This window comes from Pseudomonas sp. 05N434 (assembly GCF_056396965.1).
Genome location: NZ_JBFTMK010000001.1, coordinates 15,593 through 32,921, shown reverse-complemented (window position 1 = coordinate 32,921; position 17,329 = coordinate 15,593). Strand labels below are relative to the sequence as shown.

Sequence of the window (17,329 nt, the reverse complement as noted above, 5' to 3'; positions counted from 1 at the left end):
CCACTCTGGAAACTGGCGCGGTAGCGATACTTTCGCCAGATCGGCAGCATCAGCCGTTGCAGGCGATGGTGAAACAGGTCGAGAAAGTTACGGGTCGGGTTGCCGTCTTCGCTGTCACCCAGCGCTTGTTCGCCATAAAACGCAGGCAACGGCGAACCGGAGCCGACCAGGCCGATCAGGTTGAAACGCAGACGCGCGCGCCTCATCCCGTGTTCTTCGAAAAACTCCACGCGATCGACGTCGCTGCCAGGGAAACCCAGGCTCGGGTTGGCCTGGAATTCCAGCTGGTCGTACAGGTCGTCTTCGCTCAGGTGCGGGTGTGCATCGCGCAGCCGGTCAATCACCAGCAGCACGGCCTGAAACAGCGAGTACTCGCGTATTACCCGGGTCAGCCCGCTTAAAGCAGGGGCTGCAGGCCCATACGTGGTGTCCATTGGTACACCTCTCCCTGTGTGCTTTTTACCCGCAGCTCGTGGTACGAATTGAGACTGGCGTAAAGCGCGAAAAACTCGTTAAGAACCGAAGCGAACACGAACAGGTCGCCCTCCCCGATATACCCTTCCGGGTCGATGGTCAGCTCGGTGCGCAACCCGCGAACCGGCAACCCTCGGTGCAATCTGTCGACATGCTGGTGCTTGATCGACTTGAGCCCGCCCAGCAGGCGTTTGCTGACTTTTTCCGCGTGTTGGTCGTAGTAGCGCGGCAGGTCGTAGGTTTCGAGAATCACCTTCAACGCGTTGACGTCGGCCAGCGACAGATAGTTGAGCGACATGTTGCTGATCAGCTTCCAGAGGAAGTCGCGGTTCAGCGGCGGCGCGAAACTCGAGGTAGCCGGGGTGATATTGCGGAAACTCAAAAACTCCGGCGTCTCTTCGCAGGCCATGCGGATGTCGCCGAGCTTGAGCTTGCGCGGCAGGTTCTGGTTGGTGCACATCAGCTCGATCGACAGGGTTTCATGGGCTTCGGTGTGGCGGATGCCGAAGCTCAGGTAGGTGTCGAGGCCGTCGTGCAGCAACGACGAACGCTGGCGGATGCTGTAATGCGGACGGCTGTTGGGCACGTCGAAACTCGGGTCGTGCTCGAAGGATTCGAACGGCACGTACTCTTGATAACCGAGGCCGCCGGGCTTCCAGCCAGTCACGGTTTCCACCGAAAACACGCCGCAGTTTTCCAGGTCGTATTCGGCCGGCAGCAGCAGGTATTCGTCCTGCTTGCCGTCGAGGCGAATCGGCAGTGCATCGTGCTCGAACAGGTTGACGATCGGCGTGCAATAGAGCTTCACGTTGTCCAGGGTCGGACGCATCCGCATGATGCCGCTCTTGCGAATATCGAAGCGCAATTCAAGGCCGCGCATTTGCTTGAGGGTGTCTTCCGGCAATGCCTTGAGCAGGTCCAGACCGTTGATATCAACGAACAGGAATTTGTCCTGGAAAGCGAAATACTCCTGCAGGTAGCGATAGCCGCGGAAGGTGTTCAGCGGATACGGGATCAACGCTTCCTCTTCGGCAAAACCCACCGGCTGCACACGGTCGCCGGGCATCTTGAACGCCATCGGTTGACCGCTTACGCCGTTGATGGGCTTGCCGGCGCCGTCCAGCGGGATCAGCTCGATGCCTTCGAGGTTGCGCAACAGGCTCAGGTAAAGCATCTGGCTGATGTAACGCTCACCGGCAAAGTGCAGACGCAGACGGCTCAGCTCCAACTCGCCGAGGTGACCATCCGCGCTCATCTCCAGACGCAGGCTCAACAGCGAACCGTCACCCTTCACCGAGTAATTCAGCGCAGCCAGATCCAGCGGCAACACCTCGGTCGGGTAGCACGTACGGAAACGGCAGCGCACATCATCGACCGGCACACTCTCGACCGGCGTATCACGCTCAACCCTCAACGCCGGCCCGGAACGCTTCAACGGGTCGAACTGCAAAATGCTGAACGCCGGCAGCGGCCGCATGTAGTTCGGCCACAGCAACTGCATCAGCGAGTGGCTGAGCTCCGGCAACTCGTCGTCGAGCTTTTGGCGCAGACGGCCAGTCAGAAAGGCAAAACCCTCCAGCAACCGCTCCACATCCGGATCCCGCCCGGCCTGACCAAGGAAAGGCGCCAACGCCGGGCTACGCTCGGCGAAACGACGACCTAACTGGCGAAGTGCGGTGAGTTCGCTTTGGTAGTAGTGGTTAAAGGACATGGATGGGCTGCCTGGTTTTGAATTTGGGTGAGCTAGATACGTGTTTTTGCTCAGTGGTCATATTTATGCGGGAGGCAAATTCAGGAAATAGGTGCCAATGCCGTGCATCACCGGTATCGCCATCAAGACAATGAACGTCAGCAACCTATGAAGCTTCGAGTTACGGCTTTTATTGCGTAGCCCAGTCAGGGCTAGAATCAGCGATAAAATGGCCAACGTACCGAATAGGTCACTGTCAGCTAATACGGCCAGATAACCGCTCATCCCTTACATCCTCTTGAGTAAAACTTCCGTTGTAGAGCAGCAGCAGTTTCAGTGCCAAAACACCACAGAAAAAAGTCTGCATTCACGCAGGCGGTAAGTTGGCATAATAACTGCCAACCACTTCGAGCAATGTAATGGACACCAGACACAAAAAAGTCAAAACTCGGTGCCACTTTGAGTTTCTAACCCTAACAAACAAATTACCAATCGCCGCAAAAAAACAAAAAATCGCCAAAGTTCCAAACAAATCACTATCAGCCAACACTGCCAAATAGACGTCAAAACTCATTTTTTATTAAACCCCATGAAATTCCAACGATACAATTGGAAGTTTTTCAAAAAGTCTTCATCCGTAGAGCCTTTAGCCATATTTTTATAATCCCACCCAACAACCGCCTTCTCATAAAATCCTTTTTCAATCGACATACCCGCATATCCATCATTCTGCGGATCAGCCATGTTAGAGCCAATCAATCTCTGAAATGTTGTATTAGGGCGGGTACTCCAACCACTAGTATTACCCTGCCTGATGTCAATTCTGGAGGTATTAATTCCGACTACGACTTGGATATGGTGCGCAACATCTCCAGGACGATCAAGAGCCTGCGCAAGGATGTCCCCGGGCATCAGGCTTTCTACTGCATCCACAGCCAGAGTATTTTCACCCACTTCCTGCATATCCGGAGCACCATAGGTCAACATGACCATTTCGCTAAAGCCGTACATATTGGAAGCGTAACGATCATGCTGCGCTGCGGTGTAATTCTCCATATTCCGGTAAGTTCTAACACCCGTTTTCAGCTTTACCGGCAATCCACGCTTAGACGCAAATTCGCATAAAACCCTCAGAGCAAAGTCTTCACACGTAAACTTATTATTTTTTACAGCGCCGTTTTTATCCCAATATTTTTCATTGATCAGTTTTTCCGCAATCAATGGTGCTTCGTCGTGATAAGCAGCAATATCTGCATCCGTCCAGAAAGCAGTCGTTTTCCAGAATACTTTATAGGTAACTTTTTTCCCGACGGGATCTGACTTTGGAGTTAACGCAATTGACCGCGCCATCAAGGTAGACAAAATTTCGGCACTCATACCGACGCTCCATCAATTGCGGCGTGAAAGTCAAAAGTTTCACCTTCTTCCCCCCCTACCAACTGGGTTCTGCCCATTGCATCACTTTGCCCGGAGATAACTTCGCCTTTGGCGGTTGTAATCTGATAAGGAATATCCTGAAGTGGATTTCCATCCTGATCTTCCATCACAACATGCTGACAATGGGAAAACAGCATCAATGGAACCGGCGGAATAAACGGAACCGGCGTGTGAGAGTTCCCGATAATCACCGTCGAAGACCCGGCCGTAACTTTATTGCCATGAGCACCAACGGAGCCCACGGTCGCCGCCGGTTTACCGTTGATCAAAACAGTCGTTGCAAGGTCGCCAACCATCGCACCACCACACGCCGAGGCATCGCCTTGGCGGGCGGCCGCGAGGCCGTCGAAGAACACGTCGCCGGAACCGGCGGCGATCGGGTTGGTGCCGTGGCCGGGGAGCGGGCAAGCGGTGGGGTCGGATACGCGTGCTGCGGGTTTGCCGGACATCGGAGTCTCCTTAATTGACCTTTACTTGACCGCTGCCATCCAGGCGCGCGGCGAAACTGACCTGGCGCTTGAAACCATCAACTTCCAGCAGGCCTTCGATGCTGAAGGACAGGCGAAGCTGATCGTTGTCACGCGGCAGGGAGATGACACGCACGTTGCTCAGGCGCGGTTCGTAGGCTTCGATGAAGCTTTCGATGGCCCGGCGGGCCTGACTCAGGGAGTCGTGCAGGCTCAGGCGCATGTCATTGAGATCGGGTAGCCCGTAATCGGACAGCGTTTGCACGCTGCCCGCACGGGTGCTGAGCATCTTGGCCAGATGGGCAGCCACCGACGCCATGGCGGAAACCTCGCGGCTCCAGCCGACGCGTTTGTCCGCGTCGCCACCCAGGCGTTCGAAAAGGCTGCCGTATCCAGTCATGAGTCGCTCCGTTTACTCTTTGTCCAGCTTGCCAACCAGCGACAGGGTGAAATCGGCACCCATGTACTTGAAGTGCGGGCGCACGTTCAGGCTGACGCGGTACCAGCCCGGCTCGCCTTCAACATCGCTGACGATGATCTGGGCTGCGCGCAGTGGACGACGGCCACGGACTTCGGCGCTCGGGTTTTCCTGGTCGGCCACGTACTGGCGGATCCACTTGTTGAGTTCCAGCTCGAGGTCGGTACGTTCTTTCCACGAACCGAGTTGCTCGCGCTGCAGCACTTTCAAGTAGTGAGCCAGGCGGTTGACGATCATCATGTACGGCAGTTGGGTGCCGAGCTTGTAGTTCAGCTCTGCAGCCTTGCCTTCAGCGCTGATGCCGAAGAACTTCGGCTTCTGCACCGAGCTTGCGGAGAAGAACGCCGCGTTGTCGGAGCCTTTGCGCATGGTCAGGGAGATGAAACCTTCCTCGGCCAGTTCGTATTCACGACGGTCGCTAACCAATACTTCGGTAGGAATCTTGGTTTCGATTTCGCCCATGCTTTCGAAGTGGTGCAACGGCAGGTCTTCAACCGCGCCACCGCTTTGTGGGCCGATGATGTTCGGGCACCAGCGGAATTTGGCGAAGCTGTCGGTCAGCTTGGTGCCGAACGCGTAGGCCGTGTTGCCCCACAGGTAGTGCTCGTGGCTGTTGGCGACGGTTTCTTTGTACACGAACGATTTGACCGGGTTTTCTTCCGGGTCGTACGGGTTACGCAGCAGGAAGCGCGGCACGGTCAGGCCAACGTAACGGGAGTCTTCCGACTGACGGAAGCTCTGCCATTTGGCGAACTGCGGGCCTTCGAAGTGATCCTTCAGATCTTTCAGGTCCGGCAGGCCGGTAAAGCTTTCCAGGCCGAAGAATTTCGGGCCGGCGGCAGCAATAAACGGCGCGTGGGACATGCAGGCTACGCTGGACACGTACTGCATCAGTTTCACGTCCGGCGAGCTTGGGGACATGTAGTAGTTGGCGATGATCGCGCCAACCGGCTGACCACCGAACTGGCCGTATTCAGCGGTGTAGATGTGCTTGTACAGGCCCGACTGCATCACTTCCGGCGAATCTTCGAAGTCATCCAGCAGGTCGTCCTTGGAGACGTTGAGGATTTCGATCTTGATGTTTTCGCGGAAGTTGGTGCGGTCGACCAGCAACTGCAGGCCACGCCACGACGATTCCAGGGACTGGAAGTCCGGGTGGTGCAGGATTTCGTCCATCTGGCGGCTGAGCTTGGCATCGATCTCGGCGATCATGCGGTCGACCATGGCCTTCTTGACCGGCTCACCGTTGTTCTGCGGCTTGAGCAGCTCTTCGATGAACGCCGACACACCGCGCTTGGCGATGTCGTAGGCTTCGTCATCCGGGGTCAGGCGGGTTTCGGCGATGATGCTGTCGAGAATGCTGTATTCGCCGTTCTCGTTGCTCTTTTGCTGTGCTGCGCTAGTGCTCATTGTGTTGGCTTCCTTGGCTGATGGGGGCTCAGGCGTCCTGGGCTGCGGCGTTCAGGCCCAGCTCACCGAGTACGCGACCGCGGGATTCGTCGTCGGCGAGCACGCCTTCGATGGCTTTGCGGAACGCAGGCGCGTTACCCAGCGGGCCTTTGAGGGCCACCAGCGCGTCGCGCAGTTCCATCAGTTTTTTCAGCTCAGGCACTTGCTCGACCAAGGATGCCGGGTTGAAGTCCTTCATCGAGTTGACGCGCAGTTGCACGGCCAGTTCTTCAGTGTCGCTTTCTTCCTGAAGACGGTTCGGTACGCTCAGCGTCAGGCTCAGCTCTTGCTTGGCCAGCACTTCGTCGAAGGTCATCTTGTCGATGCTGATCGGCTTGCGATCTTCGACTTTGCGTTCGTCCTTGCGGTGGGTGTAGTCACCGATTGCCAGTAGTTTCAGCGGCAGTTCAATCTCTTCCTGAGCACCGCCGGTGGCGGGTTTGAAGGTGACGTTGATGCGTTCCTTGGGGGCTACCGAGCCTTCTTTGGCCATGGCTTTTCTCCTTGCGGTTGTGGCCCTGGGGCCTATTCGAGTACCACTTCGAGATCGAGGTGGCACAGCCTGCGATAAATCTCTTCCTTGCGTTCACGCACTGCATGGTTCTGCGGTAACAACTCGCAGCAGCTATGCAGCAAATGCAGCACTTCCAGCGCAAGATCGGGCTCCCAGGCGTGCAGGCCTGAGTCCTGTAATGTTTGGTCGAGGGTTTCGAGTTGGGTCTTGGCCAGTTCGTATTTCTTGGCCATGAAGCACAGCCGCGCGAGGGCGAACTGCCAGAAGAACCGAACCCGCCCGCCGTGGGCGCTTTGCAGGCCCTGCTTGAGGATCTGCACGGCGGCCTTGAGGCCGTCCTTGCGCAGAATCGGCATGACTTCTTCCAGGGCCAGTTCCCAGGCCGGCTGGGTATCGGCGACTTCGACCTTGCGCGGCGCACTGGCGCTTTGCAGGTGCGGCATGACGTGGGCGCTGATCCAGGCGCGGGTGGCCGGGTCGGCGAACGGCGCGCCGTCGTGGAAACGCAATTCGATGATGCCGGGCAGGCGCTGAACCAAAAGCGCGAAGTGGATTTCCACTTCGCGCATGGCCATCTCGGCGTTCAGCCCCTGAAGGCATTCCCAGACCATTCGCTGGCCATCGAACCAGAACGGCGCCTTCGCCAGRCTCGCCTCCAGCTCTACCAGCAGATCAGCGTATTTCCCTTGGTCGAAGCGGTCCTGATAGGCCTTGAGTTTGTCTGCCGGCACGCCACGCAGGACGGTGATCTGCTCGGCATTGCGCTCGGGCACCGCGTCGATGGGCAGCCACAGCAGCGTACGATTGAGGCGCAGGGCGCGCAGGTCGGTGGCTTTCTGCTTCAGCCACCAGGCGCACAACGGACGGGCGCTTTCCTGCTGAGCGCGCAGGGCCTTATGGGCTTCTTTCTCGTTGTCGATCGGTGCGCCGGGGGTGAACAGCTGAGTCGCAGCCTGCTTGACCTGGGCCACTGCGGCGCCCACCACACCGGGCTCCGGCTGGTTGTCGGCAGCGCGCTGAACCATGTTTTTCAAGCGGCGGGAGATCGGCAGCAGCAACGGCGCGTCATCGCCCAAGTGCTCGGTGCACGCGGCGTCGAGGCCTTCCAGATGCTCGACCAGCCGGCGGAACAGCGGCAGCTGCTCTTTGATCGCAACGTTTTCGTTCAGCACCTGTTCAAGACGCGGCACCAACCAGCTGATGGCGGCGGAGCGGGTGCGGGCCTTGTTCGGGTGAACTTCAGCCCAGTGGTTTTCGCAAAGATGGTGCAACAAACCGAGGCCGGCCAGCAGCCCCTGGAAGGATTCACGCTGGTATAGCGCCCAGGTCAGCCACGCGCCGACACGCAAATCCTTGGATTGAGTGCGCAGCAGGTTTTCACTGTTTTCACGGATTTTCAGCCAGTCGATCTGACCACTTTCGTGCATGGACTGGGCTTTGGCCAGTTCGCTTTCCAATGCCTCGTATTCGCTCGAAAAGCGAACATCCTCGCCCGCGAAACTCTCTTGGGAAACAGAGGCTTTTGCGAGTTCAAGGTAATGGGCAGAAAGTTTGCTTGAGTAGGACATCCATGGCCTTAATTAGGAAAACGGTCATGCGGCCATTGCAGTTGCAATGGCGCCGGACAGTATCAAAGAGCTGCGATGAGTCTCATCCAATTGAGTTCGTGCTCTTTCAAGTGCGCGCATCCTAATCACAATGATGGCCATTAGCAAGCACCCAAATAAACAATAAAACGGCGGTTTCTCTATTGCATGTAGGAGAAAGCCCTATATGTGACAGGGGATTCCCTGACGCTGGCTTTAACCCTCCCATCTCGACGCATTGCCCCCGAAACCATTGGGCCAGAGCGGTTTATCAAACCAGTGGATAATCACTGAACATTCACGCCCTGAAGCGGAACCCAGCATGACAAAAATAAAAAATGAAAAATGTAGGAGGTTTCCGAAAAGTTACAGTCATCTATGGACATAGCAGTGACAGACAATAAGCAATACAAGGCTCCGTCAAAATGATGGCGCCTTGTATTTGATCCACTTCTCTCCAAATACATATTCTGTTCGCCTCAAATTTCTTACAAAAGTATCGAAAGCCCTTCGCGCGTTGCTGACGCAACATTCTGAAACGCGGAAAACTCTGACGTACTTTCTGGAGGCGTCCGACATCATTCTTTTGTTCGCTTGTAAGCGTGTCGGGTAGTTTGCGCTTGCTCCAACTCGGCATCCCCTATGGAGGCTGGCAGGGATGTAAATTGGCGTTGAGCAGAATGGCGGATAATCCGCAGTTGCTGGTGAAGCGAGCGCTGGATCATTTGCCAGCGCAGGAGATGGCGGCGCATGGCGCCCAGGCGTAGCCAGTACAGATCATTCCCACGCAGCGCGCGGGAATGATCAAAGCCCTACAGAAAGCTCAATCAAACATTCGGGCAAGGTACCGGTGCCCAGTCGCCCAGGTCCGGGTTCTTGCACATGCTGTTGACCTGAGTGGTGCCTGCGCTGGCGACTTGCTTGCTTTCCGCCTGTTTGGCTTGTGCGGTTTGCAGGGTTTTCTCGGTGGTGACCGCTTCTTTCGGCACGGTTGGCAGCACCGGTTTTTTCGCCGGTTTCACCGCTTTTTTGCTCTTGGTCGGGGTCACGACCGGTGTGGTGTCGGCGGTCGCCACGGTGACCACGTCAGTGCGCTGCACGCCTACTTGCTGCAGGTCTTTTTCGTAGGCCTGGGTGTAGTTGTTCRGGTCTTCGCTGGCTTTACCGTTCACCGCGACGATCAGGTCGTTGGACTCTTTGAGGCCGGCGACGATTTCTGCCAGGCGCTTGCGGCCCTCGGTGTCGCTGACGGTCTTGGCCTTGCGGTCGGCGACCAGTTTGGTGAACGCGCTCTGGTAGCACTGTTGCGAAGCCTTGGCGTACGCGGTGCTGCGGTCGATGTCGGCGGCGCTTTTGTTGACGTCGGAGGCGTAGGACGCGATGCGCTGGTTGTCATCGGCGATCTGCTTCTGACGCTCGTTGTAGTAACCGACCGCGCCGCCCGCCAGGGCACCGCCTGCTGCACCGATGGCGGCGTTGCGGCCACGGTTCTCGGAATCGGTCAGGGCGCCCAACAGTGCACCGCCGACAGCGCCGACAGCCGCACCGGTAACCACCGACTTGGTCATGTTCGAATCGGTGGCGCGCAGGTGCTGCACCGGCTCGTAGCAGTTCGGGTAGTACTCGACCTTGGTGCTCGAGGCGACCTTGGACGTCGGCGACGTAGCGCAACCGGTCAGTACGGTGCTGAAGCCAACAGCGATCAGCAGCAAGTGACGCTTGGAAACCGAAGCAAAAGCTTTACGGGAGGAAAGCATAGTTGTGTTCTCGTTTAAGTTTGACCAGCTCAGCACGGCCCATCGCCGCCTGAGTCCCTTCCAAGCTCGCTGTACAACGAACGATCAAGACCGCTGAGCGTTCGATGCGAGCAATTCCTTCAATATCGCCGCCGGGTCGGCTCGTCGTTGCTGACGATAATCACCGACATGGCGAACGAATAACGTCGCGCGCGTCACCAGGCTCTTGCCCAGTACCGGCTTGCGCTCCAACTCTTCCTTGATGCGTTGAAACTGCGCCTGGATCACGGCATCGGTGTAGCGCGTGCCAGTCGCCAGGTTGTCGATGTAGATCGCCACCGCGCCGTCCAGCGCGCTGCGGCCGTTGTCGATGGCCATGGCGAACAGCTTGGCGCTGGCCTCGTCCTTGGCGTCCACGGCCTGCTGGCGACTCTTCTGCAAATTGGTCAGGCGAATGTTGTAGTTGTTGACGGTCTCGGCCACCAGGGCCGCCGACTGGATCAGGTTGCCGGCCGCTTCCTCGCGCTGTTGGGCGATGAGCGAGACGTTGCGCTTGAGCTCTTCGTTGACCAGCCCCAACTCGGCTTGCAAACGCGGATCGACGCTGGCGGCAATGATGCTGTCCAGGCGTTTGGTCGGGTCCTGGGCGTCATCGATGGCATCGGTCAGCGAAGCCAGCCGACCTTCTTTCTGCCATTGGGCAAACAGTTCCTTGTAGCGCGAACGGGGCGCCGACAACGCGCCAACCGCGACCCGGAACCCGGTGGTTTCGTTGTTTTGCTCGGTGCCGTCGGCGGCGAACAGCGGGTACTCGCGGCGCATCCCGGTAAACAAGGTGCCCTCGCCTTCCAGGTAATTGCCGCCCTTGACCACGAAGCCGCCGTAGGTTCCCTGGCGGCGTCCGGCGTGCACCAGCTGGAAGGACTCCTGGACCATTTCGGCGGCGTTGCCGATCACGTCGAACAAGCCAATGGGGTTTGGCAGTTTGGTACCGATCGGCATCAACCGCGCGGCCTGACCGGTGCCGCCGGCGACCTGATTGAAGACCGCCCAATCGGCCAGCGGTCCGTCGCTTTCGCTGCCGTCCAGGCGCCGGGGAAACAGGCGCCCTTCCAGGTCCTGACGGCTGACGGCCTGCCCGCCACGGGCAGCAAATTCCCATTCGACTTCGGTCGGCAAGCGCACAAAACCCAGCCCGCCCTCCTCTGCCGAGGTGCCGCGACCGCTCACCGGCAGCAGGTCCTTGTGGTATTTCATCAGCCAGGCGCTATACACCGCCGAGAAGCGTTCCGCCTCGAATCGCGACAGCTTCACCTTGGGCAAACGCCCGGCCATGCCTTGCGGAATTTCAGCCTGCAATGCCTCGCAGGCTGGCGCTGGTTCACCGCTGGCCAACGATTGCGCCTGGGCCATGACCTGCGCGTATTGGCGGGCGGTGACTTCGTATTTGCCGATGAAATAGAGCATCGGTTTGAGCGGGGTGTTGGCGTCGGTCTTGGGCATCAACGGGGTGATGCTTTTACTCCAGTCCTTGGGCAGATCCTTGAGGGTGAACTGGCCATTGATGAAGTCCCGGCGATAACCGGAAATGAACGACTGCTGATAGCCGGCCTCGCCTTCGCTGAACGGGTAACCGAGGCTGATCTCGCGGTCGTCCAGACTGCCCTGGGCCAGGATGTAGACGTAACGGAACACCATCTGCCCTTCGCACGGCAGCGGCAGGCTGACGTCATCGGGCAACGGCTTGGGGTTGTCCAGCTTGTCGGTGCCTTCATCAGCCCAGACCATGCCGGCCAGGCTCAGCGCCACGGCGGCGCCCAGTAACTTATACATCTCGGATTCCTTCACACGCCTGGATACGCGCCACTCGCCAGCCACCACAAACCGCCGCCACGGCGCTGACGCCGAGCACGGCCGCCAGGGCCAACGCGTAGTGACGTGCCAGCAGATGGCTGGCGTACTCGCCCGGCATCTGCGCAAATAAATGGTTCAGGCCCGATTGCGCCAGGCCATACAGCCCGGCACTCAACAGGGCGGCAAGGCCGGCGCTGTACAGCGCCTGCACCACCACAAACAACAGCAACGCCGCCGTGGAAAACCCCAGCAAGCGCAGCACCGATAACGCTCGACGCTTGCGCTCGACCGCCGCCAGCGCCCCGGCAAAAATCGCCGCGAACGCTCCCGCCACGGCCAATCCGGCGATGATCCAGAACACGATCGACAGGTTGCGGCTCAGCGATTGCACTTGGGCGATGGCCTGGGCCTGGGTCGAGACCAGCAGGTTCTGTGCAGCGAAGTATTGGCGCAGCGGTTCGACATCCTGGAGGCTGCGGGCGTACAGGCGAAACGCCGGATATACCCGCTGCTCCGTCGCGCCCACCGCATCACCTGGCCAATCGAACGCAGGCACGGCGCGGCCGTCCCGGTAATCTTCAGCCGCTTCCAGTAACGTCAACGGCGCGAACAATCCGTCCCGGGCGAAGGCTTCCAGCGGCAGAACCTGCAGCACCTGAACGCGAGTGCGCTGCGCCTCGCCACGACCGGCCACCTGCCGGCCAAAACCGGCCTGTAACCAATCACCGGCCTTGGCCCCAAGCTTTTCGGCGGCGGTCTGGCTGAGCAGCACCTGATCCAGCCCTTGGGGTACCGGCAGACTGCCGAGCAACGGATCGTTGGCGGTGGTGGGGATCATTTCCACAGTCACCGTCGAAGCGCCAGCGGTCAGATCCGCTGTCGCGGCAATCTGCCGGGTGCGCGGCAAGGCGAACGACACGTCGCTGCGCTGGCTCAACTGCTCGATAAACGCGGCACTGAACCGGCCGCCACCGAGGGGGATGATCTCCCGGGTGGCCGGGTCGTTTTCCAGGCGCTCGGTCAAACTGCTGACCAGGCCGAATTTCAAACCGAACAGCACCAGCAGCGGTGCGATCACCGCCACCAGCGCCAATACCGAGCAGGCCGACAGCCAGGCATCGTTGCGGTAATCCTGCCAGGCCRGGGAAGCCACCAGTGCGCCGCGCATCAGCAGGCCTCCCCAAGGGTGGCGGTGACACCGCCATCGACGTCGCGATGACAACTGATGCGTCGCACCTGCAAACCGCTGGCGCGGGCCAGTGACTCGTCGTGGGTGGCAACGACGCAGCACACCCTGTGTTCACGAGCCTGGGTCACCAGTAATTGCATCACGCGTTCCGCGTTCAGCGGATCGAGGGCAGCGGTCGGTTCATCGGCCAACAGCAGGCGCGGCCCATGGGCCAGGGCGCGGGCACAACTCACCCGTTGCCGTTGGCCGACGGACAAGTCGCACGGTCTTTTGCCCAGTTGATCGGTGATATCCAACGCCCCGGCCAGGCGATCGACGCTGCCGTCGTCTTTCAAGCCGAGCAGTTGGCGCGACAGGTCGATGTTGCCGCGCACGTCCAGAAAATCCAGCAGGCCACCGGTTTGCAGCACGTAACCCAAGTGCCGGCTGCGCAGGTTCGCCAAGGCACTTTGCGCATCTGCGCGCCACAGCCCGGCAATGTCCGTCGTGGTTTGGCCGGACGCAAAATCAAACTGCCCGGCCTGATCCGGCGCCAGCACCAGCGCCAGCAAATCGAGCAACGTGCTTTTGCCGCAGCCACTGGGACCAACCACCGCCAGTTGTTCACCGGCACGCAGTTGCAGCCGTGGAATCACCAGGCTGTAGCGCTGGCTGCCGGCGCCCCGGCTTTTGTGCACTGCACTCATGTTCAGCATCACGGCAGCGTCGACAATGGAACGCGGTACAAGGCATCACCCGGTTCGGCATCGCCGAAACGCACCCAGTTGGCCAGGTCGTTGTGGAAGGTTTCGTAGAGGCGGATTTTCGAGTCCAGCTCGTCGATAAAGTCCTCCTGCTCGGCCACGCTCAGGGAAAGCCACAAATCCTGGGTCATGTTCAGCGACTTGCTGCGATAAGGCAGTCCTTCCAGGTACTCCCCCAAAACCCCGCCATCGGCCAGATTGCCCCCCTTGCGCAAGGCCGAGGGATCGCGGCTCATGTAGGCACTGGCACTGGCGATTTCCTGGAAGAAATTCTTCGGTGAGGTCTGGGTCTTGCGGGCGGCGTCAACGATCAGTTTCAGCGATTGCTGCAAGTCGTTGAGCTGCAGTTTGGTCAGCATCACRCACACTTGGAACGCCGGCAGGGCCGGGTTGGTCAGGTCGCGGTCGGCGGTCCAGGCGCTGACCAGTTGCGGCGCCTGGCTGGCGGCTTTTCGCCCCAGGAAGTCCATGTGCATCGCGTAGCCGATGGCCGCCGATTTGTCGGCCAGGCTCGGCGCGGCGCTCAGCAGCGGCACGGTTTGCGACTTGTTGCTGCGCACCTGATGCACCAGGTCGGCAAACACCGAACCGATCTCGTCCACCCGTTCACCGAACTTGCGCACATCGGCGCCCGGCACCGGGATGTACAGATCGYCGATCTGCGGGTTGGCGTCGGCGGTCAGGGTTCGATACTGACTTTGCGCACCGCCATGGGTTTTCTTGCCGGCATCGCTGAGCAGGTGCAAGGCGTAGATTTTGATCTGTTTGCCCAATGCGGCCTGACGCACTTCGGCCTCGTTCATTTGCGTGGCGGCATACGGGTCGTTCTTGCGCAACGCACCGGCATCGGTGACCAACAGAATCAAGCGTCCGCCATAACCGGACCAGTCCATGCCCTCGACCGCTTCCATCACGCCGGCAAACGCATCTTCATTGAACGAATGGCTCGAGACCGTGGACGCCTTGACCTGCCGCGCCAGGTCCATGAAGCGCTGTGGGTCGCGGCCCTGGTCCAGGGTGATCAAGGTTTTGGCGACGTATTCCAGGCCAGGGGTTTTCTGGATGCTGTTTCGAAACCCCACCAGGCCAAAGCTGACACTGTCCAGCTCGCCCCGCTCGGCGATGCGGGTTTGCAGTTGGTGCACCACGTCGCGGACCTGATCGATGTAGGGCTGCATGGACACCGTGGTGTCGACGACCAACACCACAGCGGTGCGAAATGCATCGGCATTGGCGGCGCTGATCGGAGTGTTGCCGACAGTGGCCTTCGGTGCATTGCCGGGGTCGATGGACGCCACGTTCAGCAACTGCACCGGCTGGCCGTTTTCATCGAAGCTCTCGCGCGAATCAAAGATCGGCAACAGATAAAACTGGTTCTGCGGCACCGCGCTGGCGGCCGGTTCCAGGGCCAGCACCTGCTGATTGTCTTCACGGTTCTGCTGGGCCTTGAGCAACAGGTTTTTTGCAGCCGACGGATCGGCCAGCAGCCGCTCCACTTCGCCGGGCTGACGCAGGAACATCACCGGCGCACGACCGGAGCGTTCGGTGAACTTGAGCACCAGGCTTTGCTTCCAGTCGCTGACTTGTTCGGCTGGCAACCAGCCGTCACTGCGCCCGTCGGTGGCGGCGCCGACGCGTAGCCACGGGCTGCCGGCCACCTCTTGGCGCTGATAGACGTACAGCACGGAAAACGCCGGCAAGGCCTTGTCAGGTGCTGCCCCCGGTTCACTGGCGAGTTTCGCTCCCGGGTTGCTGAGCACCCGCTGGAACAAGGTTTTTTTGCCGGCCATCAGCAGCGGGCGCTGACCGTTATCGACTTCTGTCGCCACAGGGGGGTTCACCGGTGGCGCCACGGCTGGCGGCGGTGTTTTGACTGGAGGCACTGAAGGCACTGAAGCCACTGGCGCCTTGGCGTCCGCTTCGACGTCACCGGACAGCCACCAATAACCCGCGCCGCCCAAGGCCAGCACCACGGCTACCGCAACAGCGGCAAGCGCGAACACCGGTCCCTTGCGCTGCTCCGAGGCCGGGGATTGCGGCGTCGACTTCGCCGTCGGCGCAACAGGCTTGGCTTGGGGTTGTGGCTGTGCAGGGCTCGTCGGAATGTCGATAGACACCGGCGTCAGTCCCGCCAGGTCATTGCCCACCGGAAGGGGCAACGGCCGGATCGTGGTCGCTTCAACCGATTCCCCGGGCAGATTATCCAGCGCCTGCAACAACGCCTTTGCATCCGGGAAACGCTCGGCCGGATCCTTGGCCAACAGCTTGCGCAGCACCTCTTGATAACGGCCGTGGTGCACCGGCAGCTCCGGCAGCGGTTCGGTCAAATGCGCCAAGGCCGTAGAGAGCGCGTCGTTGCCGGTGTACGGCAGTTTGCCGACGAGGATTTCGTAGAGCACCACGCCCAGGGCATAAAGATCGGCCCGGCCGTCAATGTCCTGGCCGCGCGCCTGTTCCGGGCTCATGTAGYTGGGCGTGCCGACGGCGAAACCCGCTTGGGTGAACTGGGTGCGGTCGTCCAGCGACTTGGCGATGCCGAAGTCCGAGAGCACCGCTGTGCCATCGGCGCGGAACAGAATGTTCGCCGGTTTGACGTCGCGATGAACCAGCCCCAGCCCATGGGCATAGCCCAGCGCCGAGGCGATCTGGCGGATGTAGATCAGGCCCTGCTCCGGCGTCAGGCCGGCGGCAATGCGCTCCTTGAGCGTGCCATTGGGCAGGTATTCCATGGCCATGTAATACAGCTCACCGACATTGCCGATGTCATGGATGGTGACCGTATGCGGGTGAGACAGGCGCGCCAGGGTTTTGCCTTCGCGCAGGAAGCGCTCGCAGAAACTCGGATCGGCTGCCAGCGCGGCGGCCATGACCTTCAACGCCACCTTGCGCTCCAGCGAGCGTTGGGTCGCCAGGTAAACGCTGGCCATGGCGCCCTCACCGATCTCACCGTCGATGTCGTAGCCCGGGATCAGAATGTTCGCGGTGAGGTTCATGAAGGCACCTTCACGACGATGACGGTGATGTTGTCCGGAGCGCCGCGCATCAGGCCCAGGGACACCAGGCTGCTGGCGATTTCCCCTGGCTCGTCGTGGCCCAGCACCTCGCGGATCTCATGATCTTCAACGGTTTTGTTCAGCCCGTCGCTGCACAACAGGTAACTGTCGCCGGGCTTCAACAGCAACTCGACCATCGCCAGTTCCAGCTGTGCCTGGACCCCGATAGCGCGGGTGACAATATTGGACCGCGGGTGCACCCGGGCTTCGGCTTCACTAAGCAGGCCGCTGTCCTGCAGATCCTGGACGTAACTGTGATCCCGCGAGATGCGTTTGAGTCGGCCGTCACGCAGGCGATACAAGCGGCTGTCACCCGCCCACAGACACACCCCACGCAAGTCACGCGCCGCCAGCACCACCACCGTGCTGCCCATCATGGTCACGCCGCGGTTGGCGGTTTCTTCACGCACGGCGGCGTTGACCCGCAGCAGGTCGGTTTTCAACGCCGCGACGTATTCATCCAGCGAACGGCCCACAGCAATGCTACGCAAACTGTCGACAATCAGACTGCTGACGTAGTCGCCCGCCGCGTGCCCGCCCATGCCATCGGCGACCACCCACAGGCCTTTTTGCGGCAGGTCCAGGCAAGCGTCTTCGTTAACCTGGCGGACCATGCCGACATGGCTTTTGCTTGCAGACTTGAGGGTCCTTCCCACGTT

Annotated in this window: 15 protein-coding genes; all 15 read right to left on the bottom strand. The window is 59.8% G+C overall.

The features are described 5' to 3' along the window. Nucleotides 1–434, bottom strand: a 434-nt coding sequence (locus tag AC1DLB_RS00145; RefSeq protein WP_477784454.1) for a type VI secretion system baseplate subunit TssG, incomplete at its 3' end; no start/stop codon positions are given. Then, entirely contained in the window at nt 398–2,185 is a 1,788-nt protein-coding gene (gene tssF / locus AC1DLB_RS00140) for a type VI secretion system baseplate subunit TssF (RefSeq protein WP_019650073.1), read from the bottom strand. The genes tssF and AC1DLB_RS00145, both read right to left, overlap by 37 nt. A gap of 63 nt (nt 2,186–2,248) precedes the next feature. After that, the gene (locus AC1DLB_RS00135; RefSeq protein ID WP_019650072.1) at nt 2,249–2,449 is read right to left on the bottom strand and encodes a hypothetical protein; all 201 of its coding nucleotides are present in this window, start codon (nt 2,447–2,449) and stop codon (nt 2,249–2,251) included. Nucleotides 2,450–2,734: 285 nt separating this feature from the next. Then, nucleotides 2,735–3,541 carry a hypothetical protein gene (locus AC1DLB_RS00130; protein WP_064621121.1) on the bottom strand — a complete coding sequence of 269 codons (807 nt, stop codon included), beginning with the start codon at nt 3,539–3,541 and terminating at the stop codon, nt 2,735–2,737. Next, nucleotides 3,538–4,050, bottom strand: coding sequence for a PAAR domain-containing protein (locus AC1DLB_RS00125; RefSeq protein ID WP_064621122.1), 513 nt, complete (start codon nt 4,048–4,050; stop codon nt 3,538–3,540). The genes AC1DLB_RS00130 and AC1DLB_RS00125 overlap by 4 nt, the downstream gene beginning before the upstream one ends. 10 nt (nt 4,051–4,060) lie before the next feature. After that, nucleotides 4,061–4,468: a type VI secretion system baseplate subunit TssE gene (gene tssE, locus AC1DLB_RS00120; protein ID WP_018927433.1), complete on the bottom strand. Its 408-nt coding sequence runs from the start codon at nt 4,466–4,468 to the stop codon at nt 4,061–4,063. Nucleotides 4,469–4,480: 12 nt separating this feature from the next. Beyond that, complete coding sequence (gene tssC / locus AC1DLB_RS00115; protein WP_019580436.1) at nt 4,481–5,956, bottom strand: type VI secretion system contractile sheath large subunit; 1,476 nt, start codon at nt 5,954–5,956, stop codon at nt 4,481–4,483. Between the two features lie 28 nt (nt 5,957–5,984). Next, entirely contained in the window at nt 5,985–6,488 is a 504-nt protein-coding gene (gene tssB / locus AC1DLB_RS00110) for a type VI secretion system contractile sheath small subunit (protein WP_007934526.1), read from the bottom strand. 32 nt (nt 6,489–6,520) lie between these two features. Continuing rightward, a complete protein-coding gene (gene tssA / locus AC1DLB_RS00105; protein ID WP_019650068.1) occupies nt 6,521–8,077 on the bottom strand; it encodes a type VI secretion system protein TssA in 1,557 nt (518 codons plus the stop codon). Between the two features lie 845 nt (nt 8,078–8,922). Then, nucleotides 8,923–9,852, bottom strand: coding sequence for a type VI secretion system-associated lipoprotein TagQ (tagQ, locus tag AC1DLB_RS00100; protein WP_477784453.1), 930 nt, complete (start codon nt 9,850–9,852; stop codon nt 8,923–8,925). An 84-nt stretch (nt 9,853–9,936) separates the two neighbouring features. Next, nucleotides 9,937–11,664: a formylglycine-generating enzyme family protein gene (locus AC1DLB_RS00095; RefSeq protein ID WP_019650066.1), complete on the bottom strand. Its 1,728-nt coding sequence runs from the start codon at nt 11,662–11,664 to the stop codon at nt 9,937–9,939. Continuing rightward, nucleotides 11,657–12,853, bottom strand: a complete 1,197-nt coding sequence (locus AC1DLB_RS00090; protein ID WP_477784452.1) for an ABC transporter permease — start codon at nt 12,851–12,853, stop codon at nt 11,657–11,659. Before AC1DLB_RS00090 ends, AC1DLB_RS00095 begins: the two co-directional genes overlap by 8 nt. Further along, on the bottom strand, nt 12,853–13,569 hold the full coding sequence (locus AC1DLB_RS00085; protein WP_018927427.1) for an ABC transporter ATP-binding protein: 717 nt from the start codon (nt 13,567–13,569) through the stop codon (nt 12,853–12,855). The genes AC1DLB_RS00090 and AC1DLB_RS00085 overlap by 1 nt, the downstream gene beginning before the upstream one ends. Next, nucleotides 13,569–16,610 carry a serine/threonine-protein kinase gene (locus AC1DLB_RS00080; RefSeq protein ID WP_477784451.1) on the bottom strand — a complete coding sequence of 1,014 codons (3,042 nt, stop codon included), beginning with the start codon at nt 16,608–16,610 and terminating at the stop codon, nt 13,569–13,571. The genes AC1DLB_RS00085 and AC1DLB_RS00080 overlap by 1 nt, the downstream gene beginning before the upstream one ends. Further along, complete coding sequence (locus AC1DLB_RS00075; protein WP_168206193.1) at nt 16,607–17,326, bottom strand: PP2C family protein-serine/threonine phosphatase; 720 nt, start codon at nt 17,324–17,326, stop codon at nt 16,607–16,609. The genes AC1DLB_RS00080 and AC1DLB_RS00075 overlap by 4 nt, the downstream gene beginning before the upstream one ends. Nucleotides 17,327–17,329: the final 3 nt, after the last annotated feature.